This window comes from Halosimplex litoreum (assembly GCF_016065055.1).
Taxonomy (GTDB): domain Archaea; phylum Halobacteriota; class Halobacteria; order Halobacteriales; family Haloarculaceae; genus Halosimplex; species Halosimplex litoreum.
On record NZ_CP065856.1, the window covers coordinates 3,550,814 to 3,573,550 of the forward strand.

Below are 22,737 nucleotides of genomic sequence, written 5' to 3' on the forward strand. Positions count from 1 at the left end.
GCGGGCGGTCACGCCGCCGCGGGCTCGTCGGTCGGCGCCGAGACGGCGGCGTCGGCGTACCACAGCACGGAGAAGTCCTGCGGGCTCGGCAGCGCACAGGCCATCCAGCCGACGGCGGCGAAGCGGACGAGGCCGTCGGTCGCGAACGGGTCGGCGACGACACCCAGTGGGACGGCCGCGAACGGCACGGCCAGCGCCAGCGGCATCATCGCCGAACACCGCAGGACCCACACAGGGGTCTCGGCGGTCGGACGCGGCTTGACCGCGGCCCAGCGCCCCCGCAGGCCCGCCCCGAGGACGCCGGTGTCCTCGCCGGGGAACCAGTCGATCCGGTAGGGGACGCCCGCGGCACCCAGTGCGGCCGCGTGGGCGAGTTCGTGGGCGACGAGGCCGGCGCTGACCGCGAGGGCGAGCACGGTCACGGCCGCGGCGATCTCGATAGGCGTCATCTACTCGGGGTACGGTGGTCGTACCGGGCCGGTAATCGACTATCAATCTATCGGTCCCAGCGACCGGTCACGTCAGACGACGACGGCCCCGATATCACGACCGAACCGCCCGAGAGCCCGTTCCACACGACGGGCACCGACCACACCACCCGCATCGGTAGTACCGAGGAAGACACGGGGGAGTTCTACCGTGACCTGCTGGGAATGGCGCTCGTCCTCCGCCGGTCACCCCTCGACGACCCCGACTCTACGCATCTCTCCTTCGACGCCGGTGACGCCCGCATCATCACCTCCGTGCTGACCGACGACCGGGAGTCGTCGGCTGCGCCGCTGGGCCACCAGGTCGGGTCGGTCCGCCACCTCCCCCTCGGCATCGACCCGGAACGATTCGGCGAGGTCGAGCCCGCGCTGGAGGAGTTCGGCCACGGCTACAACGAGTTCGACCGCGGTATCGTCCACTCGCCGATCACCCGCAACCGGGACGGCCCCTCTGTCGAACTCGCGACCGTCCTGCGGATCCGCGTCGCCGACGACGCCGAGTCCGCCGAAGCCGAGCACTTGGAGCAGACGCTCGACGAATTCGGCATCGACGGCGAACCCGTGGAACTCCCGGACGCGCCGACCGGCCCCGGTGTGGCGTACCAGCACGAGCACGGCGGCACCGCGCACACCCGGACTCGCCGGGAACGGCTTCCGGGAAACCAACCTCTAAGCGAGCGGCCGCCGTGGGTCCGATATGGAGTACAGACGACTCGGAGAGACGGGACTGCAGGTGTCGCCGGTCTGTCTCGGCACCTGGCGCTTCGGCAAGGACCACGACGGCGTCGTCGAGACCGACCGCGAGGACGCCCACGAACTGCTCGACGCCTACGCCGAACGGGGCGGCAACTTCATCGACACCGCCAACGGCTACGGCGGCGGCGACTCCGAACGCTGGATCGGCGAGTGGCTGGAGGGCGAGGACCGCGAGGACTACGTCATCGCCTCGAAGTGTTTCTGGTCCACCGTCTCGCGCTTCCAGGAGAACCTCTCGAAGAAGAACGTCCGGGCGGAGGTCGAGGGCTCGCTCGACCGACTCGGCACCGACTACCTCGACGTCCTCTACCTGCACCGCTTCGACGACGACACACCGATCGAACACACTCTGCGGGCCGTCGACGACCTCGTGAGCGAGGGGAAGGTCCACTACGTCGGCATCTCGACGTGTGACGCCTGGAAGCTCACCAAGGGCCTCTGGAAAGCCGACGTGAACAACTACGAGGCCTTCAGCCTGACCCAGCCGCTCTTCCACGCCGCCTACTACGAGGACGTGGCCGAGTACCTCGACGTGTGCGCGGACCAGAACCTCGCGGTCTGCCCGTACTCGCCGCTCGCGGGCGGGTTCCTCACCGGCAAGTACGAGCGCGTCGGCGACGGCACCTACGACCTGGACGCCGACGAGGGGACCCGCGGCGACCTCGACCCGATGTTCGAAGACTGGTACGTCTCCGAGCGCGGCTGGCACGTCCTCGACGCGGTGCGCGCGGTGGCCAACGAGGTCGACGCCTCGCCCGCACAGGTCGCGCTGCGGTGGCTGATGGACCAGTCGGAGTTCGACTGCGTCCCCATCGTCGGCGCTCGGACGGTGGACCAGCTCGACGAGAACATGGGCGCCGTCGACGTGTCCATCTCCGACGAGCAGTTCGACCGCATCTTCGAGGCCCGGTACGACGACGAGGGTGAGCTGTACGAGACGAACGCCTGACCACGCCGCGGGCAGCCCCGCCTCGCGAGCGTCTCCGTGTGCGCTCCGAGAACCCGCGCCCGGTTCTCGGTCGCCCGCTGAATCGGGAGGGTCGTCCGGCGTTCGTGCCGTCCCTCTCACTCTCCGCCTGTTCATCGCCCGTTTCCACGGGGTAGCAGTGCCGTACTCGCCCGTTCGGAGAGTCAGGACGACGCCGTCGACGGTGGGTCAGTCACGGTCCCATCTGTAGATGACGAAGGCGAGCAACCCGCCGAAGAACGTCATGATCCCCAGTCCGCTCACGGCGAGGGCCCACAGCGCCGCGTTGTCGTTTCCGCGTCGGGAGGCGTCGGTGTACACCCAGTAGGCCAGAACGAACGGGACGGCCAGCAGGAGCAGCCCGATTATCAGGATGATGAACAGTTCGGTACCGCCGGGGATGCCGGCCTGCAGGGGAACAGTCACAGGATATGTTCACTATCCGAACGGTGAAATGGTGCGGGGGTGACGGACGGAGTCCGCAGGCTTATCCGTCGTCCACCGCTCGAACGGGTATGGCTATTTCCACGGGCGACACCGTGACCATCGAGTACACAGGTCGACTGGACGACGGCAGCGTCTTCGACACGTCGCTGGAGTCCGTCGCCGAAGAGGAGGGGCTCGCCGCGGACCAGCCCGGCCGCGACTACCAGCCGCTCACCGTCGAGATCGGCTCGGGCCGCATCATCGAGGGGCTCGAAGAGGGCCTGAAGGGCATGGAAGCCGGCGACGAGGACAGCGTCGAGATCGAGCCCGAACGGGCCTACGGCGAGCGCACTGACGACCGCGTCGTCGAGTACGGCGCCGACGAGTTCGCCGAGATGCTCGGCGGTCGCGAAGTCGAGGCGGGTCTCGAGATCCAGACCGAAGAAGGCCTCCCGGGCGAGGTCGTCGACGCCGACGACGAGACGGTCACCGTCGACTTCAACCACGAGCTGGCGGGCGAACGGCTGACGTTCGAGGTCGAAGTCGTCGCCGTCGAGTGAGGGCCGGGTCCACAGCGGACCGCCGACCGGTTCGTCTCGCCGACGGCCGGGAGTAAATCAACGCATTACCGACGTTATACGGGGAATAACTACGGAACGGGGAGTGGTACCTCGCAACATGGCCGGGACCGACGACCGGGGACTGCGGGGGGGACCGCTCGGCGCGTGTCCGAACTGCGACGTGATGATCCCGACGGCGAATCTGCTGATCCGCTACGAATCGGAGGGGGAGTGGCCCCGGCTCTTCGCCGAGTGTCCCGACTGCGAAGACCCGGTCCATCCGGAGTGAGCCCCGTGAGCCTGTTCGCATCGCTGGTCACGCGGGCCGCGCCAGAGACGGTCGTCGCCGAGTGTCGCCGCTGTGGCACCACCGTCGAACCCGGGACCGCCGTCTGCGCGACCTGCGGCTCCGAGGACATCGTCCGATACACCATCGACTGACCGATCGACTCACCGCTCGACCGGCCGAAACGTGGCCGCCCGGAGTCCGTCGGGTCTCAGTTCCCCGGGCTTAGCCGTCGAACGCTTCGACGAACGACTCGGTCGAGTCGCGCCACGCGTCGATTATCTCGTCGTCGTTCTCGCTGTCGTAGTCGTCGATGGCGTCGCGGCGCTGCAGGTCGTCGATGGTCCGCTCGACGCCCTCGCGGAAGGAGACGGTGTACTCGAAGTCGAGGTCCCGTTCGGCCTTGCCGTTGTCGAACACCGTCGAGTACTGGAAGTGGTCGAGCAGCGGGTCGATGCGGTCGGGGACGGCCGCGACGAGCTTCTCGGTGGGGATGTACACCATCTCGGGCTCGGGCGCGTCCATGGCGTCGGCCACGTACTCGTGGTACTGGTTCCAGGAGATGACCTCCTCGCTGGTGACGTGATACGCCTCGCCGTAGGCGGTCTCGTTGCCGATGGCGTTCACGAACGCGCCTGCCACGTCGTCGCGGTGGCAGGGACCCCACAGCGTCGCGCCGTCGCCGTGAACGATTATCGGCTCGCCCTTCCGCACGCGGTCGAGGTAATAGGTACCCCACCCCATCGTGTGGATGACGGGGCCGCCCTCGCCGTAGGTGCTCCACGGACGGATCACGGTCGTCTCGAAGGCGTCGCCGTGTGCCTCGAAGAAGATGTCCTCGCACTCGGCCTTGTCCGCGCCGTAGTCGCTGACCGGCGGGTGGCGGGCGGCGTCTTCCGTCGCCGGGTTGGCGTCCAGTGGACGGTGGTACACGTCGACCGTCGAGCAGAAAACGAACTGCTCGACGCCGTCGAAGGCTTCGACTGCGCTCTCGGCCTGGTCCGGCGAGAAACACACCATGTCGATCACGACTTGCGGGTCGACCTCGGCGGCCACCTCGGCCAGCCGGTCGTCGTCGTTACGGTCGCCGTGGACGTGGGCGACCGCCTCGGGGAGGTCGGCGTCGGTCTCGCCGCGGTGAAAGGCGGTCACGTCGTGGTCCGCCGCGACCGCCTGGCGCGCGATGCCGGTGCTTATCAGCCCGGTCCCGCCGATGATGAGTACGTCCATGGGCCACCCATGGCGACGGCGCGGATAAAACGTCGCCTCGCGGAAGCCCCCGCCGCCGTCGGTCTCGTCGTCGCCGACTGTACCCGTCGTTCCGGTCGGTACTTCCCCCGACGGAACGCTTTTGCCTGAGTCACGCATCCACCGGTCCGTGTCTCACGATTACGATATCGGCGTTCAGAGCGTCGTCTTCCGGGACTTCTCGCTCGTCGACCTGCTCGCAGAACTCGACGAGACCGACGTGACCCACCTCGAACTGTGGGGCCACCACCTCGCACCGGACCACGACGACGCGACGGTCGCGGCGGGACTCGACGCCCTCGAGGCGGCGGACGTGACCGTCTCTGGGTACGGCGTCGCCGACCTCGAATCGCCCGACGAGGCCCGCGACCACGCTGCCTTCGCCGACCGCCTCGGGGCCGACTACCTCACCGTCAACTACCCGCCGACCGCCGACGCGATCACCGAGGAGCTGATCGACCTCGCGGCGGAGTTCGGTATAGACGTCGGGATCCACAACTACTCGTCGGTCCACCACGACGACCTCTCGCGAGTCTTTTCGACCATCGACGACGTTCGCGGCGTCCTCGACCGCTACGACCACGACCGGCTGGGCCTCTGTATCGACACGGGTCACTTCCTCGTCGAAGACGTGCGGCCCGACGACGTGGTCAGGAACCTGAGCGACCGCATCGTCGCCTGCCACCTCAAGGACACCTCCGAGGCCGAGATCGAGGACGTGCCCGGCGCGGGACAGCTCGACGTGGCGTCGTTCGTCGCCCTGCTCGACGAACACACCGAGCTGACCGCGCCGCTGGTGATCGAGTACGAGCTCCCTCAAGACCGCGCCCCGGCCGCCCTCCGCGAGGCCGTCGCGACCGTCCAGCGCGCGCTCGATGGCTGATACCCGGATCCGCCGGATCCGTCCGCCTCCACGTCGGTGAAACGGGCCAAAATCGGTTGAAATCGAGCTAGCGACGATCCGTATTTAGGGTCGCAGGGTCCCCCGCTCCGGGTGTGAACGCATCGAACCAGATCCCCGAGGATCTCCCAATCGCGCGCACCGCCGTCGACGACGAAGCGGTCACCGACGCGCTGCTCAGGGCGGCCAGGCGAGCCCACGTCGACCTCGACGAGGCCGACCCGCAGATCTACGACCAGATCGACGCGGGTGCGCTCGACGCCCTGACCGCACACGGTCGCGCCACCGAGGCCGCTGGCGACTTCGTCCTCGTCGCCGACCTGTGGGGCCGCACGTTCGTCGTTCGACCGGACGCCGTCGATGTCTACCCGTGACGACCCCGCTTCATCGTCGCCGATTCCGGTCGACCCCCGCCGGCGGATCGAGCGGATCGTTCGCCCTGGAAACCGGTACTACCGGTGGCGTACGATCGGGCACAATCGGGAACGATAGAACCAACGACGACGGCGATTTACCGTGGTAGGGGACATCGGTCGGGATTCGAGTGCACGCACGGAGATCCCCGACCGGTCGCCGATCGCCCGGACCGCCATCGGGTCCGACGAGGCGGCGAGCGACGCGCTCGCCCGGGCGGCCAAGCGCGGCCACCCCGACCTCGCGCTCCTCGTCGACGACCCGGATATGGCCGACCAGATCGACGCCGAGGCGCTGGACGCGCTGGTGGCACACCGTCGGTCGCAGGGTCCGGACGGCGCGTTCGTCCTGGCCGCCGAGCTGTGGGGGCTCCTGTTCGTGATCACGACCGACGTCGTCGAAGCGTATCCCTGAGACGATGCCGCCCCGTGCCCCCGTGCCCGTCGACCCGCTCCCCGGAGCGTAAGGTGTTTGCGACGGCCTTCCCTGGGGGAGGGTATGAGCCTCGACGATCTGCAGGACGACGTGCAGGGCGAGTACAGCGACCTCGACGAGCAGCTGTCGGTCGACACCGACCGCGAGACGCGCAACGAACTCGCGATGCTGCTCGCGGCGCTCGACACCGACGACCCCGACGAACTCGTCCGCCGGGCGGTGCACATGCTGTTCCAGTCCACCGTCGAGACCGGCAACCTCGACTTCCACCTCCGCACCGAGTACGACGTGACCTACGACGAGTACCTCTCGGGGATGACCTTCGAGGAGATGACCGGCGGCGCGGAGATGCCCCAGACGGGAACGGGCGACCCCGACGACCGACGATATCAGTTCTAAGGACCCCATCTTTTTCCCGACGGGTTCCCTCGCGCGCCTTCGGCGCGCTGCGGGAACTCCGTCGACAAAAACATGAGTGAAAAAGGCCGGCCGCTCACTTCGTTCGCGGCCGGTGAATCGCGCTCGCTACGCTCGCGAGAATGCTAACTACAGGTGATGTACTGAGCGGTGTGGTTGGCGCGTGCTGTCGAGCGGTGCGGGGTCGACCGGAGGGAGACCTCGATGCGAACGGGGAGCGAAGCGACCCGTGAGCGTGCCCGCCTCCTGGCGGGCCGCTCGAAACAGTCGCGCGAGGGATGAGGGAGCCTGCGACCGAATCGGTTGGGGAGGTGTGTGGCAGTCTGCGGTGCTGTACGGGGCGGTGCTATCCTGGTGGACTGAAAGGGCGAGGCGCGCTCGCGTTCATGTAGTCGCCTGAGCGGGCACTATCCGCGCGGGCTGTGCCGAGAGCGCGGATATCCCGATCAGCGACCGCGAGCGTGCCGAGGGTTTTCATCGCCTGCTGTCGAGTGCGGTCGTTGTCGTTCGACTTCGTTCCGCGACTCGTTCACCAGAAGCCACTACTCAACTCACACGCCGAACTGTGCGGTTATCGAGGAGAGACGCCTGTCCCGGCCCGAGGCGATATCACAGCAGAAACGTCACTAAAAATCCCACAGCGGTCGCGAGCGTGATGTACGGGCCGGCCTCCTCGTAGGCGTCGGGGTTGATTTCCCCGGCGAGGCTGGCGAGGATGGCGCCGGCGGCGAACGAGCGGATGGCGCCGATCCAGTAGTCAGGCAGGGGCGGGAGCAGGTGATAGCCGGCGATCACCGCCCCGCTGACGACGACTGCGGTGACGGCCCAGCCGGCCATCGTCCGCCGGTCGCCGTGGGTCTCGGACATGTTGGTCCCGGACATCATCGACTGGGAGCCGTTGGTGACGGCGAGCCCGAACAGCAGCGCGAGCGCGCCCTGGGCACCGCCGGCGAGCAGCGACCCCATCGCCGCGTTCTCGGGGATGCCGTCGGTGGTGACGATGGCCCACAGGCCCGCGCCCTGCTCTTGGCTCTCGTCGTCGGCCCAGCGGTCGATGAGTACGTCCAGCGTCCCGAAGACGGGGATCCCGCCGAGAAAATAGCCGGAGGCCGGATACCGGCCGACGTTCCGGAACGCCGGCTCGAACAGTTCGAAGGCGAGCGAGACGACCAGCGACCCGCCGCCGACCGCGAGGAGCGTGGCCTGCCACTTGCGCTCGGGGACCGCCCAGATGCCGACGGCCGACCCGAGCAGTAGCGACAGTGCCGAGAACCCGGCGTAGAACCACGGGTTCGAGAGGACGGCACCCCCGTCGACTGTACGACGGTCCCGAAGCCACTGGGACCGACCGCGAGGCCGCGACCGACCGCGCCGACGACGGATACCACGGTCGGCCGTCGGCCCAGATCCGGATGTCTATACGTGGATTACTCCGGGTAGTCACGAATTTCGTCGGGGGTCGCGGCGTTACCGGGGTTCGTCAGGGAGCGCCGAGGGTCAGGCCACGTCCCCGATAGCGTCGGTCAACAGATCGACGCCGAGGCCGATCTCCCGTTCGGTCACGTCGAGCGGTGGGAGCACGCGCAGGGTTTTGTGCCCGCAGGCGAGCGTCAGCAGGCCGCGCTGCATCGCCGCGGCCTGCACGTCGTCCCGGCGCTCTTTCGAATCGAACTCGACGGCCAGCATGAGGCCCTTCCCGCGCACGTCGACCACGGGGGCGAGATCGGCGTCGCGCATCGACTCGAGGAACTGCCGGCCGCGGACGACGGCGTTGTCCATCAGGTCGTAGTCGTCGATCACGTCCAGCGTGAGCGCGCCCTGCAGGGCGGAGACGATGTCGCCGGCCCCCCACGTCGAGGAGAGCCGGCTGGTTTGCTCGGGGAACACCTCCTCGCGGGAGATGGTGGCGCCGACGCGCAGGCCCTTGGCGCTCGCGATCACGTCGGGGTCGAACGGGTAGTGGTCCGACGCCCAGAACTCGCCGGTGCGGCCCACGCCGGACTGGATCTCGTCGGCGACGAGGGTCAGGTCGTGCTGCTCGCAGACCTCGGCGATCTCCTCGGCGAAGGCGTCGCTCGGGAAGCGATAGCCGCCCTCGCCCTGGATCGGTTCCACGATCAGGTACGCCACGTCGTCGGGATGGACGGCGCCGCGCTCGGGGTCGAGCAGTTTCCGCAACTGGGAGGTCTCGCCGTGGAAGAAGCCGCAGGTACAGCTCTCTGGGTCGCAGGTGCGGTCGTCGCAAAAGGGCACGTCGTGGACCTTCGGGATCTCGGGGAACTCGCGGCGGTAGACGGATTTGGAGCGGTTGAGCGAGAGCGCGCCGAGGGTGCGGCCGTGGAAGGCGCCCTGAAACGTGATCCCGTAGTCGGCGCCGGTGTGGTCGTAGGAGATCTTGATAGCGTTCTCGACCGCTTCGGCCCCCGAGTTCGAGAGGAAGACGGTGTCCATCCCGTAGTGGTCGCTGCGGTCGGTCAACCGGTCCATCAGGTCCGCGGGGGTGGGGAAGTCGTGGTCGCCGAGTTCGCCGCTGGCGACGTAGAAGTCCTGACCGGCGATCTTCATCGGATCGACGAGGTCGAACCCCTCCATGCGCTCCACGAGTTTGGGGTTGTTGTACCCCAGCGGCGAGGCGGCGACGTGGCTGGTGAAGTCCACGAGGACGTTGCCGTCGACGTCGGTGCAGAAGGGGCCCTCGGCGGGTTCGGTGTAGTCCCAGACGAAGTCGTAGACGTAGGTGCTCGGGGCGGCCGACTCGTGGTGGAACTCGACCCACTCCCGGGCGCGCTCGCCGGGGATCGACGACACCGTCGGTTCCGCCGTGTCCCTGTCCATGTCGACACTGAGGGAGAGTCGGCAGTTAAGTGATCTGACGGCGTCCGTCACGGACCGCTCGAACGCCCGCGGTGGGCCGTCGGTCCCGGCGACCGAACGGGGCGCTCGGTCACATCGTCGCCACGGCGGTGACGGCGCCGGCGGCGACCAGCAGGACGGTGCTGACGGTCGCGGTCTTGACGGCGAACTCCCGGTCGGGGCCGGCGAAGGTCAGCCCGGCTTTGACGACGATGCTGGAGGCCGTCGAGAGGAGGATGGCGAGGACTGCCGCCTCCGCCGAGAGGCCGCCACCGCGGTAGAGGATCACCGCGGAGGTGGTCGCGCCCGCGGACGAGACCAGCCCGGTGAGCGCGGCAGTGACGTAGAAGCCCAGGCGGCCGAACTGCGCGGCGGCCAGCCCGCCGGCGACGACGACGATCAGGAACAGGCCGCCGAAGCTCAGGACGTTCCGCAGCGAGAAAGGGCTCTCCAGGTCCATCTCGAGGTTCTCCGTCCAGTCGGCGGTGTAGGCGGCGATGGCGACGCTACCGAGTATCACCGCGCCGAGCGGGACGACCGCGCCGAGCAACAGGCCCGTCTCGAATGTAAAGAGGAGCGCGATGGTGAGGTTGCGGGCGGCCATGGCCGCGTCGGCCAGCAGGATGGCCGCGACGGCGTAGGAGCTGACGGCCGGACGCTGTTCGACGTGGTCGAGCATCGCACCGACGACCGCGGTCGAGGAGGCCAGCCCGCCGAAGAAACCGGTGACGGCGATGCCGCGGCTGCCGTAGGTCTGGACGATGGCGTAGTTGACGATGCCGATGGCCGCGACGGTGACGACCATCAGCCAGATGACGCGCGGCTCGACTTCGACTATCAGGTCGCCGGCACCGACCTCGTAGCCCCCGGCGGGGAGCAGTGGGTAGACGACGAACGCGAGGATGGCGAACTCCGCGGCCGAGCGCAGTTCGGTCCGGGTCATCCCCCAGGCGAAGCTGTGCAGTTCGCGCTTGAGCACGAGCAGCAGGGCCGAGAAGACCGTCACCGTCACCGCCTCCAGCGTGTAGCCCGAGGCGACGAGCGTCCCGACGGCGTAGGCGACCAGCATCGACGTCGACGTGGTCAGCGACAGCCCCTGGTCGCTGTCGTCCTCGGCCAGCAGTCCCCTGACCGCCAGCAGCGTCCCCTGAACGATGACGAGGACGCCGCCGACCACGACTAGCGGGGTCGAACCCAGCACCGTGAACGCGGCGCCGAGCATGCTTATCAGCGAGAACGTCCGTACGCCCGCCGACTTGTGCGACCACTCGCGCTCCAGTCCGAGGAACAGCCCGAGCACACCCGCCAGCGTGATCTGGAGCACCTCCGCGTCCAGCGGGATCGACGAGAACTGCGCGACTCCCGACACTGACCGACGTATGCCGTTCTCGGTTATAAATAGCGGGTCGATATCCGCCTCGACCTCCCGCACGACCGACCCGTTTTACGTGTCCGCCGGGAGAGACCACGGACGATGGTAGAGTTCGAGTTCGCCCCAGACTGGGGACGGATCGGCTGGGCCGCGGTCGGGGCGGTCCTCGTACTCGCCCTGCTGTGGGTGTTCTACTCGTTCGTCGGGACCTTCGTGTTCGCGCTCTTTATATACTACTCCATCAGGCGGGTCCACGGGGAGATACGTGACCGGATCGGGCAGCCGACCGTCTCGGCCGCGCTGGCGCTGGTCGCGCTCGCGCTACCGGCGGTGTTGCTCCTGCTGTACGCCACGGCCATCGGCGTTCAGGAACTCCAGGAGTTCGCCGGCACGACCGACCTGAACCAGTACATCGCTGTCGCCGACCCGTATCTGAACGTCACGCAGGCCGTCGAGAACCCGCGAGGCGTCTTCGAGGGTGCCGGCGGGATGGATCTGGTGGGCTCGGCGCTGTCCCGCGGGACCAGTTATCTGGGCTTTCTCGGGACCGGCCTGTTGCACCTGTTCGTCATGTTCGCGGTCGCCTTCTACCTGCTGCGCGACGATCACAGACTGGCTGAGTGGGTGGCCGAGTTCGACGACGACGGGCCCACGGTCTTCGAGGAGTTCGCCCGCGAGGTCGACGACAGCCTGGAGATGATCTTCGCCGGCAACATCCTCAACGCTGTCGTCACCGCCACCGTCGGCGCGATCACCTACAGCGTCCTCAACGTCTTCGCGCCCCCCGAAGTGGCCGTCCCCTACGCCGCGCTGGTCGGCCTGCTCGCCGGGATCGCCAGCCTCGTCCCCGTGGTCGGGATGAAGCTCGTCTACGTGCCCGTCTCGGTCTACCTCGCCGCGACCGCGTTCACCGAGGGGACGGGCTGGGTGTTCGTCGGCGCGTTCGTCCTCGTGTCGTTCCTGATCGTCGACGTCATCCCGGATCTCCTGGTCCGCCCGTACGTCACCGGCGGGACGCTCCACACGGGCAGTGTTATGTTCGCGTACATCCTGGGCCCGCTGCTGTTCGGCTGGTACGGCCTGTTCCTCGGCCCCGTCATCTTGGTCTTTTTCACGCACTTCGGTCGGGTCGTCGTCCCCGCCCTGCTCGGCCGGGACCGACCGGCGGACGGCGACCATCGCAACGGGAGCGACGACGGCGGCGACACGACCGAAGCCGACGCGACCAGGGGCGACGGCGCGGCGGCCGAGAGATCTGAAACGAAGCGAACGAGCGGGACCGGTTCGGAGAGCGACTCGGACGTGGGCGGCGAACACGCCGATCCCGGCGCCGGTGACGACGCGTCTGACCGGTCCCGGTCGTCGGACGGCTAGCGACGGCGGCTAGAGGTCGACGTACTGCTCTTCCCACTCGCGGCGGGCCTCGATCTCTCGTCGGCCCCGCCGGGTGAGGCTATAGAAGTTCGTCCGTCGGTCGCGCTGGCCCTTCTCGACGAGCCCCTTGTCGACGAGCGTGTCCAGATTCGGGTACAGCCGGCCGTGGTGGATCTCCTTCTCGTAGTACTCCTCGAGTTCTTCCTTGATCGCGAGCCCGTGCGGTTCCTCTTTCCCCGCGATGACGTACAGCAAGTCACGCTGGAATCCTGTCAGGTCGTACATCGGTAATGTCCGTCCGTAAGTTACTGTCGGATATTGATAAATATGTCGGCTGATGGGCGTGCCTGAATATTCGAACGTCCGGATTACTTCGGCGTTACCCGCTCTCTGAATGCTAAAGCCGTTGAGGTATCTCGAGTAGCGGTCGTATTCGATCGATTTCAGGTATCGGTGTCGAAAGGTCAGCTCCGGCCGTGGTCCGCGGTGGCTCGGCCCCCGGTGCAGGCAGACACTTATCTCGGCCGAGCGCGTACGGAAGATATGGTCGAAACAGTCCTCTTCGAAGACGAGCGACGACTCACCCGGACGGACGTGGCCTCGTACCTCCGGACGATCGCCGATAGACTGGAGACCGGCGAGCCGCTGACACTCGAAACAGGTGCCGACTCCGCCACGGTCGACGTGCCGCGTGAGGTCGAGTTCGAGGTGAAAGTCGAACGTGAGGGACCGGCCGACGGAGTCGGAGAGCTCGGCCTTGAACTCGAACTCGAGTGGAACGAGGACGCCGAGATGTCGGGCGACTCGCTGTCCATCCAGTAGAACCGCTCGACGAACGGAGAACCGCTCGACGAACGGGTGGTTCGCCGGTCGAAGAGGCACTCCGACGAGGCGAATTCTCCGGCAGGGTGCACGCTCCCGGTCGAGAGGCACCGGAGCAGCCGCTGTGCGACGGTAACGACGAGCTACCGATACAGGCAGAGCTGGCGGATCGACGCCGCGAAAGGAATGGAAAGCGCCGCGTGGGCGAAAAGCCCACGCGAACGCTTGCCGCCCTGAATTGGTCCCCGCTGACGCTTCGGCCCTCCAAGCGAAGCGTCATCTGTATTTCTGGCCGGGAACAACTTAAAAGTACCGACCTATGGTCCCCTCGTCGTCCGACGATCGGGTACGGAGTGCTCCGAGAGGTCGACGAGTGGGGCTCACGAGTGTCTCTCGGTGGTTCGACCGCGTCGACTTTAGGCGTTCGGGCGCAAGTCGGCCCATGAAGATCCGCGGCGAGCGCGAGTGCCGGGCGTGTGGCACTCGCTGGTCGTACTACGAGACGGGGAGCGTCGTCTGCCCGGACTGCGGGAGCATCCGGAGCGTCGGGCTCGACGACCCCACCGAACACACCGCCGGCAACGCCCGGCTGGACCTGACCGAGATCCGCGCGCTCCTCGACGACCAGCCGCTCGCGGACGTCGCCGAGGCGGCCGCCGAGCGCTGCCGGGAGTACGTCCGCCAGTGCGGGTTCGTCAGTGGCGGGGAGTTGCGCCCGCTCGACGACACCTACCTCGGGGCCGCCGAGTTGCGGCTTGCGGGCGAGGAAGTCGCCCGGGCGATGCACCTCACCGACGACGAGGAGTACTATTTCCTCGACCTGCTCCGCGGCGCCGACGCGGGCGAGCGCCCGCCCGCCGACGAGGTCCCCGAGTCGATGCGGGCGGTCCGCGGTCTCGCCTACGCCCGCGCGGTCGACGCCTACCGCTCGGATCTGCGCCGATACCTCGAGGACAACCCCGACGCGACCGTCCGGTCGCTGCTGACGACGCTCCGGGACCACCAGAAGCGGATCGAGGCGCTCGACGGCGACGTCTCCGCCCGAACCGCGGGCGAACTCGTCTACGTCGTCCGCGCCGTCGGCCGCGCGCTGGCCGACGACGACGAGACCGCCCTCGCCGAGGCCCAGCGTCGACTCGACGGCTTCGAGATCGACCTCTGAGGCGGCGTCAGTCCAGCGTCGACTCGACGCCGGACTGCAGCGCGGCGGCGTTGACGGTGTTGTACAGGAGCATCGCGCGGGTCATCGGACCGACACCGCCCGGGACCGGCGTGATGGCCGACGCTTTCTCCTCGGCGCTCTCGAAGTCCACGTCGCCGACCAGTTCGTAGCCCTTCTCGGTGTCGGCGTCGACCTGGTTGATGCCCACGTCGATCACGACCGCGCCCTCGCCGACCATCGAGCCGTCGATCATCTCCGGGACGCCCGCCGCGGCGACGAGAATGTCGGCCTCCCGGGTCTTGGCGGCCAGGTCCTCGGTTCGGGAGTGGCAGACGGTCGTCGTCGCGTTGCCGCCGTCGCCGTACTGGATGAAGAGGTTCGCCATCGGCTTGCCGACCAGCCGCGAGCGGCCGACGACGACGGCCTCTTTGCCTTCGGTCTCGACGTCGGCGGCTTCGAGCAGTCGCTGGATGCCGTGGGGCGTGCAGGGCTTGTAGCGGGCGTCACCGGCGACCAGCCGGCCGATGTTCTCCGGATGGAGGCCGTCGACGTCCTTCTCGGGGTCGATGCTGCGGAGGACGCGTCGGTCGTCGACGTGGTCGGGAACGGGCATCTGGACGAGGATGCCGTTCACGTCGTCGTCGTCGTTCAGGTCGTCGATGGTGTCGTACAGCTCCGCGGCGTCGGCGTCGGAGTCGATGTCCACGTCGACGGTGTCGATGCCGACCTCCTCGCAGTCGTTCTGCTTCATCGAGACGTACGTCTCGCTGGCTGGGTCGTCGCTCATCAGCACCGTCGCGAGCGTCGGTGTCACGTCTTCCTCGGCGAGGTCGTCCACCGCGTCGCTCACGTCGGCGCGCACGTCCTCGGCGACCGCGTTGCCGTCGATGATCTCGGTCATACTTCGAGGAGCGAGCGGAGACGGCAAGAAGGTCCCGGAAACAGGGCCGGGACGGTCGACACAGTCGACACAGTCGCAGGCGACGCCCGCTCGTCGCCTCCGGCCGGTCAGGGGAGCAACCGCTCTTCGCAGGACCCGCAGACGAACAGGCCGTGCGACTCGGTGAGGTCGGTCAGCGACTCGCACAGGTCGCACTCCCGATAGACCGTCCGAGAATAGCCGTCCGCTTGCTCGACGGGGTCGTTCGGGCCGAGCGACGCGCCGCCGCCGGCCGGGGAGGGGGGTTCGGTCACGGTCGATTCGAGTACGTCCCGCGGAGACAAGAACGTGGCGGGTGGCCCGCACCGACAGAACGCCGGTGCGGTCCACCCGGGTCGCCGCCGAATAACAGCACACTTGCCGCCGGAGGCAGAGATGCGAGTATGCAGGTCAACGACCGCCACCCGACGACGGAGGGTCGGGAGCGGGTCACCCTCGTCCCGGAGAGCCTGGACGACCTCTGGCACCTCACCTACGTCGTCGAGCCGGGCGACCTCGTCTCCGGCGACACGACGCGGCGCATCCAGCGCAACGACGACGACATGCGCGACACCGGCGGCGAGCGCGAGCACATGTGGATCGAACTCGAGGTCGAGACCGTCGAGTTCGCCAAGTTCGCCAACCGCCTGCGCGTCGGCGGTGTCATCGTCGACTGCTCGCGGGAAGACCAGCTCGACTTCCACCACACGATCAACCTCGAACCGTTCGAGGAGCTAGAAATCGAGAAGATCTGGAAGCCCGACCAGGACGACCGTCTCTCCGAAGCGGTCGAAGCCACCGAGAACCCGGACGTGGCCGTCGCCACCGTCGAGGAAGGCGAGGCGTACGTCCACACCGTCGCCCAGTACGGCACCGAGGAGCGGGCGTCCATCACGGGCCCCACCGGTAAGGCCGCGTGGGGCGACGGCGCCCGGCCGCGCGAGGAACTGTTCGAGGAACTGGCGACGGTCCTCGCACGGATGGACGTGGAGGCGATCATCCTCGCCGGGCCCGGCTTCACCAAGCAGGACGCGCTCGACTACATCCAGGAGAACGAACGGGACCTGTCCGACCGGATCACGACCGTCGACACCACCGGCGTCGGCGACCGCGGCGTCCACGAGGTGCTCAAACGGGGGGCCGTCGACGAGGTCCAGACCCAGACGCGCATCTCCGCGGAGGCCGACCTGGTCGACGAGCTGACCGAGCGGATCGCGACGGGTGCCGAAGTCGCCTACGGGCCCGAGGGAGTCGCCGAGGCCGCCGACTTCGGCGCCATCGAGCAGCTACTCGTCCTCGACGAGCGCCTGCGCGCCGAGCGCGGCGACGAGGGCGACTGGGACATCGACGTCGACGACGTCATCGAGACGACCGAACAGAAGGGTGGCGAGGTGACCGTCTTCTCCGGTGAGTTCGACCCCGGCCAACAGCTTCGCAACCTCGGCGGCATCGCCGCGCTGTTGCGCTACCGGATCGACTAGTCGACCGCCGGAGTCCACCGAGGGTCCGCCCGCGCCGCACGGGTCGGAACCGCCGCCGTGCGACTGCTCTTCGCCCGTCTCACAGTTGATAACGGCGGCGAAAGGGTTTATATACAGGTTCCCGAAGCTACGATAATTACTCAGAGGTCGCCATGGGATTCGAACAACGACAGGACTTCGCACGGCAGGTCGCCGACCTCAACAAGTACGGACAGGCGCTGAACCAGTGCGAATCCGTCGACGAGGTCGTCTCGCTGACGCTCGAGGCGATCACGATCCTCTTCGAGCTGACCGACGTGACCGTCGTCGAGGTCCGCAACGGCGACTTGCACGTCGTCGGGAGCACGAATCCCGAGGTTTCGGCCGGCGGAGCTCCCAGTGAGGTGGCCCGCGAGGCACACGAGACCGGTGAGACCGTCACCGTCTCCGGCGAGGCGGCGGGGCTCACCGACGACGACGACACCGCGGCGACACTGGCCGTTCCCGAGGGGATCGTCGACGAGCCGATCTGCGTGATCGTCGTCCGTTCGTCGAGTGACGAGGCGTTCGGCGACGAGGTGGTCCGGCCCATGGAGATCCTGGCGACCCACGCCGCGACGGCCATCAGCAACATCCGCTCGCGCGAGCGGCTGGAGCGCGCCCGGCAGGACCTCGAGACCCGCAAGGAGATGGTCGAGATGTACGACCGCCTGCTCCGCCACGACATCGGCAACGACCTGCAGATCATCGCCGGGTTCGCAAACGCCGTCTCGGAGCTCGTCGAGGACGAACGGGCCGGCGAGTACGTCGGCAAGATCGAACGCGCGGCCGACAACTCGGCGGACCTCATCCAGCGCGTCGGCGATCTGGTCTCGACGCTCGAAGCCCAGAACGAACCCGACGCCCGGGACCTGCGACCGCTACTCGAAGACACCGTCCGTGACGCGACCGACCAGTACGAGAGCCTCTCGGTCGAGTTCGACCCCGCCGAGTTCGAGCACCGCGTCTACGCCGGCGACCTCCTCGACTCGGTGTTCACCAACGTTCTCACCAACGCCGCGGTCCACAGCGACGGCGACGTGACCGTCGACCTGTACGCCGAGACACCTGCCCCCGACCGACTCGTCGTGGGGATGGCCGACGACGGGAGCGGTATCGACTCCGAGTTGCGCGAGGACATCTTCGAGATGGGCGTCAAAGGAGAAGACAGCGAGGGGACCGGGTTCGGCCTCGGGTTCGTCCGCGCGCTTACCGAGTCCTACGGCGGGGGGGTCGACGTCCGCGAGAGCGCGGCCGGTGGCGCCGACTTCCGCGTCACGCTCGAACGGGTGTAGCCGGACCGAGATTTATCTCCCCGCCGCACCACGTCCCGATAGAGACCTCGCGATGGACCGACTCACCGGCGACTGGGACCGCGAGCGGACCGAACAGTTCCTGGACGAACAGACCATCCCGGTGCGGCTCGCGACCCACACACCGCGAGACGGCCTCTGGATGCTCTCGCTGTGGTACCGCTACCGCGACGGCCACCTGGAGTGTGCTACCGGCGCCAGTGCGAAGGTCGTCGACTACCTCCGCGAGAACCCCGGAGTCGCCTTCGAGATCTCGACCAACGACGTGCCCTACCGAGGCGTGCGCGGTGCGGGAACCGCCGACATCGCCCCCGACGACGACAAGGCCGTCCTCCGTGACCTCATCGAGCGCTACCTCGGCGACACCGACTCGAAGCTCGCCCGCTCGCTCCTCTCGCCCGACCGCGACGAAGTGCGCATCCGCGTCGACGTCGACCGCGCCTACACCTGGGACTTCTCCGACCGGATGGGCGGGGAGTGAGTGTCGCTCTAGGGGTCGCACACGGTGGCGCGCGCTGTCGAGCGTGCCCGCCTCGTGGCGGGCCGCTCGAAACAGTCGCGTGAGGGATGAGCATCGCAGCGTGCGAGAAGCGCAATCGGCTGGGGAGGCTCGTGGCAGTCTGCGGTTGCTGTGCGGGGCGGTCGGGGTGCTGTCCCTGGCGAACTGAACGGGCGAGGCGCGCGTGGCGGCGTAGCCGCCACGGACTGTGGCGGTCGGCGGAGTCGACCGCCCGCTCACGCTTGCGTGGTCGCCTGAGCGACCCCCATCCGCGCGGGCGGTGCCGAGAGCGCGGATATGTCGCTTCAGCGACCGCGAGCGCGTCGAGGGCGTTCATCACCTGCAGTCTCCGTCGGGTGCGGTCGCGACGCCAGCGAAAGGCGGGACGAACGACTTCCGAGAACTTCGAACGAGAACCACGACCGAATCAGTCGATGTCGAGCGACAACCCGTCGGAGGCGAAGCGAACGTCGCCGTCGTAGCGCTGGTCGATCGAGTCCAGCATCTCGTCGTGGCGGCCGTCGGTGTGGGGGTAGAGGTGGGTCAGGTACACCCGACCGACTTCCGCGTCGGCTTCCGCCAACGCCGTGCCCAGCTCGCTCGGTGTCGGGTGGTTGTCTACGTCGACGCTGTCGGGGAACGAGCAGTCGTGGGCCAGCACGGCGGCGCCGTCGGCGAACGCCACCAGTTCGGGAAACGCCTCGGTGTCGCCGCTGAAGACGAACGCCGGGCGGTCGCCGTCGTCGTCGTCGGCGTCCGACGGGGACGCTCCCGACTCCTCGAAGCGGTAGGCGAGACAGTCCATCGAGTGTCGGACCTCGAACCCGGTCACGTCGAAGCCCGCGAGCGAGAACGACTCGGGGCCGACCTCGCGAAAGTCCAGGTCCACGCGGCCCTGCATGTAGTCGTGAACGCCGAGCAGGTCCGATATCAGGCCTTCGGTGCCTTCGGGACCTGCTATCGTCAGCTCGGTCGCGCCGGCGAGCCAGCGGGCCTTCAGCAACGGGAGGAGGTCGGAGACGTGGTCCAGGTGATGGTGGGTCAGGAGGACGGCGTCGATCCCTTCGTAGCCGACGTCTGTCCGCTGGAGGCCGTGGAGGACGCCGCTGCCGCAGTCGACGAGCAGGTTCCCGCCCCCGGACTCCAGCAAGATGCCGGTCTGGAAGCGCTCGCCGGTCGGCATGGCGCTCCCGGTGCCCAGAAACGTGACGCGCATACCGCTCCCGTCGGGCGCGACCGACAAAAGTCGTGTCGTGGGTCCGGGCAGCCCGGACCGCGAGCGTTCGCTACTCGTCGGTCGTCCGGGCCGACGGCGTGAGCCGGCTGTTGTGCCGCCGGTCGACGTCGACGTACTCGACGTTCGACGTCGTCGGCGCGGCCTTCTCGTACCGACCGCCGTTGGTGGCGTCGTGCATCGCCGGCCCTTCCAGGTCGGGGCCGCCCGTCTTGAACCGCGTCGGCGGCGGCGCGACGTCGTTGTCGGTCCCGTCGCGGCCGACGAACACGGTGTCTCGGGTCTCCGAGCCGCCCATCGCGAAGTGACCGATATTGAAGTCGGCGATCACGCTGTCCTCGAGGACGGACGTCTGGAACTCGGTCCAGACGGCCGAGTGTTCGCACTTGTAGGCGGTGAAGCCGGTGAGGCGGTCCGTCCGGTCGCTCGGGATCTCGTCGGGGTCGATCTCCATCGGTTCGAGCTGCATCATCAGCCCGATCCCCTGACAGAGGTGCTGGTAGTGGGACATCCGCCACGAACGCAGGAGTTGGTCGCCGTCGACGTCACCGGTGTAGCCGTCCAACTGCCGCTGCGGGCGAACCGAATAGGAGTGGGCGACGTTGTCCTCGAACCGGACGTCGAACTGGGTCGCGTCGAGTCCGACCTCGGTCTCGTCGTGCCCGTCGTAGAAGAAGCCCATCGCGCCGTAGCCGCCGGCGGCGTGGTTCCCCACGAGGGTGTTGTTGGGGTTGGAGATCCAGAACGCGGCCGGTCGGAACGCGTTCTGCTGTTTCGGTCGGCGGCGCACGTCGCCCGGGTTCACCAGATCCCCGCCGAAGGCGCGGTCGCGCTCTCTGACGACCTTCGTGAGCATCGCGAGGTTCTCGCTGAAGACGTTGCCCTCCTCCGCCGGGAGGCCCTGCTCGACGAGATAGGAGTGGCCGATCGTGTCGAACACGACGTTGCGCTCGATCTCGACGTTGCCGGTCCCGTGAGCGTTGATGCCGCGATTGAAGCTGTGCCAGACGCTGTTGTGCTTGAGGTACGACCCTTCCTGGTCGCCCGCGTGGTGGAAGTGCAGCGGGTACCTGGCCCGGTGGCCGGACTGGCCGCAGCGGAACGCCTCGAGCCCCTCGATCCGAACTCTGCCGGGGTCGGCGAAGATGGCGTGGCCGCCGAAGCCAGCGGCGTACTCCGAGTCGACACCGCTGTCACGGTCGACGTAACTGAGGTCGTCGCCGCGGAGTTCGACGTTTCGCGTGAGCAGTCCGACTTCCGCTCGCATGTCGAGGTCCGCCCCGGCGTGACGCTCGACGGCGCCGTAGTGGTCGTGGTCCAGCGGGTCCTCGAGCGTCACCTCGTTCCCGTCGACCGACTCGACCGTCCGCCGTTCGGCCTGCCAGGGATCCGAGCCGCTAGGCGCGATCGCGATCCGGTCGCCCGCCTCCCAGTCGACCGCCTCGGCGAGCGTGAGCGTCTCCGCGCCCGCGTCGGCGTGGGCGTCCAGTTGCGTCCAGTCGGTCTTGTCCCGACTCGCCCCGTGGATCTCGATCGATCCGCCGTCCCAGGTGCCGAGGAGCTTCGTCCCGATCGCCATGACGTCCTCACCTCTGACGTTCCCGTGGCCGAGTCCCACGAGCGTGATCCGGGCGTCGTGCTCGTACGGGTCCGCCTCGGACCCGATTCGAACGAGTGCGTCCGACCCCTCGGCGAGCAGCCACGTCGTCGTGAGTTCCAGGTCGACGTCGTCGCCGTCGTCGTCCACTGGCACGATCGAACAGGCCTCGACCTCCTGCCAGACCCGTGCCTCGCCCGGCTCGTCGTCCTGCGTGTACCACTGGGCCTCCCAGTTTTTGCCGTCGTACGAGACCACGTCACCCGACCGGTAGGCGGTCTCGTGAGAGTCGCTCGGTCGCCAGCGAGGGGCACACGCGGCTGCGTCACCGTCGAACTGGCCGCCGTCGTCGGTGTTCTCCGTGCCGGGTGACCCGGCTCCGACCGCCGCGTCGGCGTTCTGTCCGTCGGTTTCTCCCTCGCCACTCTCGTCACACGGCCCGATCTCTTTCCAGGGCCCGTAGCGCCGTGCGCCCGGCTGGTCGCCCCTGGTCCACCACTTGGCTTCCCAGCGCGTGCCGTCGTACGTCGCCTCGTCACCGTCCCTGTACACCGTCTCTGAATCCCAGGCCGGTGCACAGGGCGACTCACCACCGCTATCGTCGTCACCGTCGGCGCCGTCTCCACTGCCTCCCTCACCGCTTCCACTGCCGCCGTTATCGCTTCCGTCGCTGCCGTCACTGCCGTCGTCGTGGGTCGATTCGACGATCGATCCGTCGGCGAATTCGAGCGTCCCGTTGACGAGGACGCCGTTCAGCGGCGGCGGGCTCGTGTCGAGGATGACGTGGTCGCCCTCCTCGATAATCACCTTGTCTCCCCGTTCGGGAAGCGAGCCGTCCCACGTCTCCGGGTCCGACCATTCGGTCCGTTCGTCGTCTGTCTGTGCCGTTCCCGTTTCCGTCGCGAGGGCTCCCGCAGCGACGAGACCGCCGGCCGCCTGAAGAAACCGTCGCCTGTCCAGCGCCCCCCGATGCGTATCGCTATCGTCGTGATCTGACATTGTTGGTGTGCGTGTTCGTTCCGTCGGCTCTGGGACGTCGACGAACGAACGCCGCACCGGTCCGGGCCGTCCCACACGGCGGATCTATCGCTCCCGTCGTGTGGAGACGCGACGCTGCGAAGCCGATTCCCCCCCTTGCAGCACGGGTCCCCCTGTCGCACGTCCCAGTTCGATCGTCTAGTTGCGTTCAATTAAA

The 22,737-nt window shown here is 68.0% G+C and carries 26 protein-coding genes; 14 read left to right on the forward strand and 12 right to left on the reverse strand.

Translation table 11 applies throughout. The annotated features are described in order from the left end of the window. Positions 1-8: 8 nt before the first annotated feature. The gene (locus tag I7X12_RS17640) at positions 9-449 is read right to left on the reverse strand and encodes a hypothetical protein (RefSeq protein ID WP_198061333.1); all 441 of its coding nucleotides are present in this window, start codon (positions 447-449) and stop codon (positions 9-11) included. Positions 450-674: 225 nt separating this feature from the next. Next, the gene (locus I7X12_RS20805) at positions 675-1,118 is read right to left on the reverse strand and encodes a hypothetical protein (RefSeq protein ID WP_198061334.1); all 444 of its coding nucleotides are present in this window, start codon (positions 1,116-1,118) and stop codon (positions 675-677) included. Between the two features lie 67 nt (positions 1,119-1,185). On the opposite strand from I7X12_RS20805, the gene I7X12_RS17650 reads away from it, so the two are divergent. Then, on the forward strand, positions 1,186-2,193 hold the full coding sequence (locus I7X12_RS17650; RefSeq protein ID WP_198061335.1) for an aldo/keto reductase: 1,008 nt from the start codon (positions 1,186-1,188) through the stop codon (positions 2,191-2,193). Between the two features lie 207 nt (positions 2,194-2,400). Here the strand turns inward: I7X12_RS17650 and I7X12_RS17655 are convergent, their stop codons facing one another. Beyond that, positions 2,401-2,637, reverse strand: coding sequence for a hypothetical protein (locus I7X12_RS17655; protein ID WP_198061336.1), 237 nt, complete (start codon positions 2,635-2,637; stop codon positions 2,401-2,403). Positions 2,638-2,726: 89 nt separating this feature from the next. Between I7X12_RS17655 and I7X12_RS17660 the strand changes: the two genes are divergently transcribed. The 3 genes from I7X12_RS17660 to I7X12_RS17670 all read left to right on the forward strand — a co-directional run bounded on the left by I7X12_RS17660 (position 2,727) and on the right by I7X12_RS17670 (position 3,638). Then, on the forward strand, positions 2,727-3,197 hold the full coding sequence (locus I7X12_RS17660; RefSeq protein ID WP_198061337.1) for an FKBP-type peptidyl-prolyl cis-trans isomerase: 471 nt from the start codon (positions 2,727-2,729) through the stop codon (positions 3,195-3,197). A gap of 118 nt (positions 3,198-3,315) precedes the next feature. Next, positions 3,316-3,486 carry a DUF7837 family putative zinc-binding protein gene (locus I7X12_RS17665; RefSeq protein WP_198061338.1) on the forward strand — a complete coding sequence of 57 codons (171 nt, stop codon included), beginning with the start codon at positions 3,316-3,318 and terminating at the stop codon, positions 3,484-3,486. A 5-nt stretch (positions 3,487-3,491) separates the two neighbouring features. After that, positions 3,492-3,638, forward strand: coding sequence for a hypothetical protein (locus I7X12_RS17670; protein ID WP_198063945.1), 147 nt, complete (start codon positions 3,492-3,494; stop codon positions 3,636-3,638). 70 nt (positions 3,639-3,708) lie between these two features. Here the strand turns inward: I7X12_RS17670 and I7X12_RS17675 are convergent, their stop codons facing one another. After that, positions 3,709-4,713: an NAD-dependent epimerase/dehydratase family protein gene (locus tag I7X12_RS17675; RefSeq protein ID WP_198061339.1), complete on the reverse strand. Its 1,005-nt coding sequence runs from the start codon at positions 4,711-4,713 to the stop codon at positions 3,709-3,711. A 148-nt stretch (positions 4,714-4,861) separates the two neighbouring features. On the opposite strand from I7X12_RS17675, the gene I7X12_RS17680 reads away from it, so the two are divergent. The 4 genes from I7X12_RS17680 to I7X12_RS17695 all read left to right on the forward strand — a co-directional run bounded on the left by I7X12_RS17680 (position 4,862) and on the right by I7X12_RS17695 (position 6,880). Next, on the forward strand, positions 4,862-5,614 hold the full coding sequence (locus tag I7X12_RS17680; RefSeq protein WP_198061340.1) for a sugar phosphate isomerase/epimerase family protein: 753 nt from the start codon (positions 4,862-4,864) through the stop codon (positions 5,612-5,614). A gap of 113 nt (positions 5,615-5,727) precedes the next feature. Then, complete coding sequence (locus I7X12_RS17685) at positions 5,728-6,006, forward strand: hypothetical protein (protein WP_198061341.1); 279 nt, start codon at positions 5,728-5,730, stop codon at positions 6,004-6,006. Between the two features lie 142 nt (positions 6,007-6,148). Next, on the forward strand, positions 6,149-6,460 hold the full coding sequence (locus I7X12_RS17690) for a hypothetical protein (RefSeq protein WP_198061342.1): 312 nt from the start codon (positions 6,149-6,151) through the stop codon (positions 6,458-6,460). An 84-nt stretch (positions 6,461-6,544) separates the two neighbouring features. Further along, entirely contained in the window at positions 6,545-6,880 is a 336-nt protein-coding gene (locus I7X12_RS17695; protein WP_198061343.1) for a hypothetical protein, read from the forward strand. A 627-nt stretch (positions 6,881-7,507) separates the two neighbouring features. Here I7X12_RS17695 and I7X12_RS17700 read toward each other — a convergent pair. The 3 genes from I7X12_RS17700 to I7X12_RS17710 form a co-directional block, all read right to left on the reverse strand. Then, complete coding sequence (locus tag I7X12_RS17700; protein WP_198061344.1) at positions 7,508-7,864, reverse strand: ZIP family metal transporter; 357 nt, start codon at positions 7,862-7,864, stop codon at positions 7,508-7,510. A gap of 531 nt (positions 7,865-8,395) precedes the next feature. Then, complete coding sequence (locus tag I7X12_RS17705) at positions 8,396-9,733, reverse strand: aminotransferase class III-fold pyridoxal phosphate-dependent enzyme (protein WP_198061345.1); 1,338 nt, start codon at positions 9,731-9,733, stop codon at positions 8,396-8,398. Between the two features lie 109 nt (positions 9,734-9,842). After that, on the reverse strand, positions 9,843-11,120 hold the full coding sequence (locus tag I7X12_RS17710) for an MgtC/SapB family protein (RefSeq protein ID WP_198061346.1): 1,278 nt from the start codon (positions 11,118-11,120) through the stop codon (positions 9,843-9,845). Positions 11,121-11,225: 105 nt separating this feature from the next. Here I7X12_RS17710 and I7X12_RS17715 point away from each other — a divergent pair, with 105 nt between their 5' ends. Beyond that, a complete protein-coding gene (locus tag I7X12_RS17715) occupies positions 11,226-12,497 on the forward strand; it encodes an AI-2E family transporter (protein ID WP_198061347.1) in 1,272 nt (423 codons plus the stop codon). 9 nt (positions 12,498-12,506) lie between these two features. Here I7X12_RS17715 and I7X12_RS17720 read toward each other — a convergent pair whose 3' ends face one another. Beyond that, complete coding sequence (locus I7X12_RS17720) at positions 12,507-12,782, reverse strand: PadR family transcriptional regulator (protein ID WP_123539147.1); 276 nt, start codon at positions 12,780-12,782, stop codon at positions 12,507-12,509. Between the two features lie 258 nt (positions 12,783-13,040). Here I7X12_RS17720 and I7X12_RS17725 point away from each other — a divergent pair, with 258 nt between their 5' ends. Beyond that, entirely contained in the window at positions 13,041-13,319 is a 279-nt protein-coding gene (locus I7X12_RS17725; RefSeq protein WP_198061348.1) for an amphi-Trp domain-containing protein, read from the forward strand. 442 nt (positions 13,320-13,761) lie between these two features. Next, positions 13,762-14,481, forward strand: a complete 720-nt coding sequence (locus I7X12_RS17730) for a DUF7117 family protein (RefSeq protein ID WP_198061349.1) — start codon at positions 13,762-13,764, stop codon at positions 14,479-14,481. Between the two features lie 7 nt (positions 14,482-14,488). Here I7X12_RS17730 and folD read toward each other — a convergent pair whose 3' ends face one another. Beyond that, complete coding sequence (folD, locus tag I7X12_RS17735) at positions 14,489-15,382, reverse strand: bifunctional methylenetetrahydrofolate dehydrogenase/methenyltetrahydrofolate cyclohydrolase FolD (RefSeq protein WP_198061350.1); 894 nt, start codon at positions 15,380-15,382, stop codon at positions 14,489-14,491. Between the two features lie 107 nt (positions 15,383-15,489). After that, a complete protein-coding gene (locus I7X12_RS17740; RefSeq protein ID WP_198061351.1) occupies positions 15,490-15,675 on the reverse strand; it encodes a hypothetical protein in 186 nt (61 codons plus the stop codon). A gap of 129 nt (positions 15,676-15,804) precedes the next feature. Between I7X12_RS17740 and I7X12_RS17745 the strand changes: the two genes are divergently transcribed. From I7X12_RS17745 to I7X12_RS17755, 3 genes are all read left to right on the forward strand, one after another. Continuing rightward, positions 15,805-16,881, forward strand: coding sequence for an mRNA surveillance protein pelota (locus I7X12_RS17745; protein ID WP_198061352.1), 1,077 nt, complete (start codon positions 15,805-15,807; stop codon positions 16,879-16,881). A gap of 152 nt (positions 16,882-17,033) precedes the next feature. Beyond that, on the forward strand, positions 17,034-18,194 hold the full coding sequence (locus tag I7X12_RS17750; protein WP_198061353.1) for a sensor histidine kinase: 1,161 nt from the start codon (positions 17,034-17,036) through the stop codon (positions 18,192-18,194). A gap of 52 nt (positions 18,195-18,246) precedes the next feature. Beyond that, positions 18,247-18,693, forward strand: coding sequence for a pyridoxamine 5'-phosphate oxidase family protein (locus tag I7X12_RS17755; protein ID WP_198061354.1), 447 nt, complete (start codon positions 18,247-18,249; stop codon positions 18,691-18,693). A gap of 445 nt (positions 18,694-19,138) precedes the next feature. Here I7X12_RS17755 and I7X12_RS17760 read toward each other — a convergent pair whose 3' ends face one another. After that, positions 19,139-19,927, reverse strand: coding sequence for an MBL fold metallo-hydrolase (locus I7X12_RS17760; protein ID WP_198061355.1), 789 nt, complete (start codon positions 19,925-19,927; stop codon positions 19,139-19,141). A 70-nt stretch (positions 19,928-19,997) separates the two neighbouring features. Next, a complete protein-coding gene (locus I7X12_RS17765; RefSeq protein ID WP_198061356.1) occupies positions 19,998-22,541 on the reverse strand; it encodes a G8 domain-containing protein in 2,544 nt (847 codons plus the stop codon). Positions 22,542-22,737 lie beyond the last annotated feature (196 nt).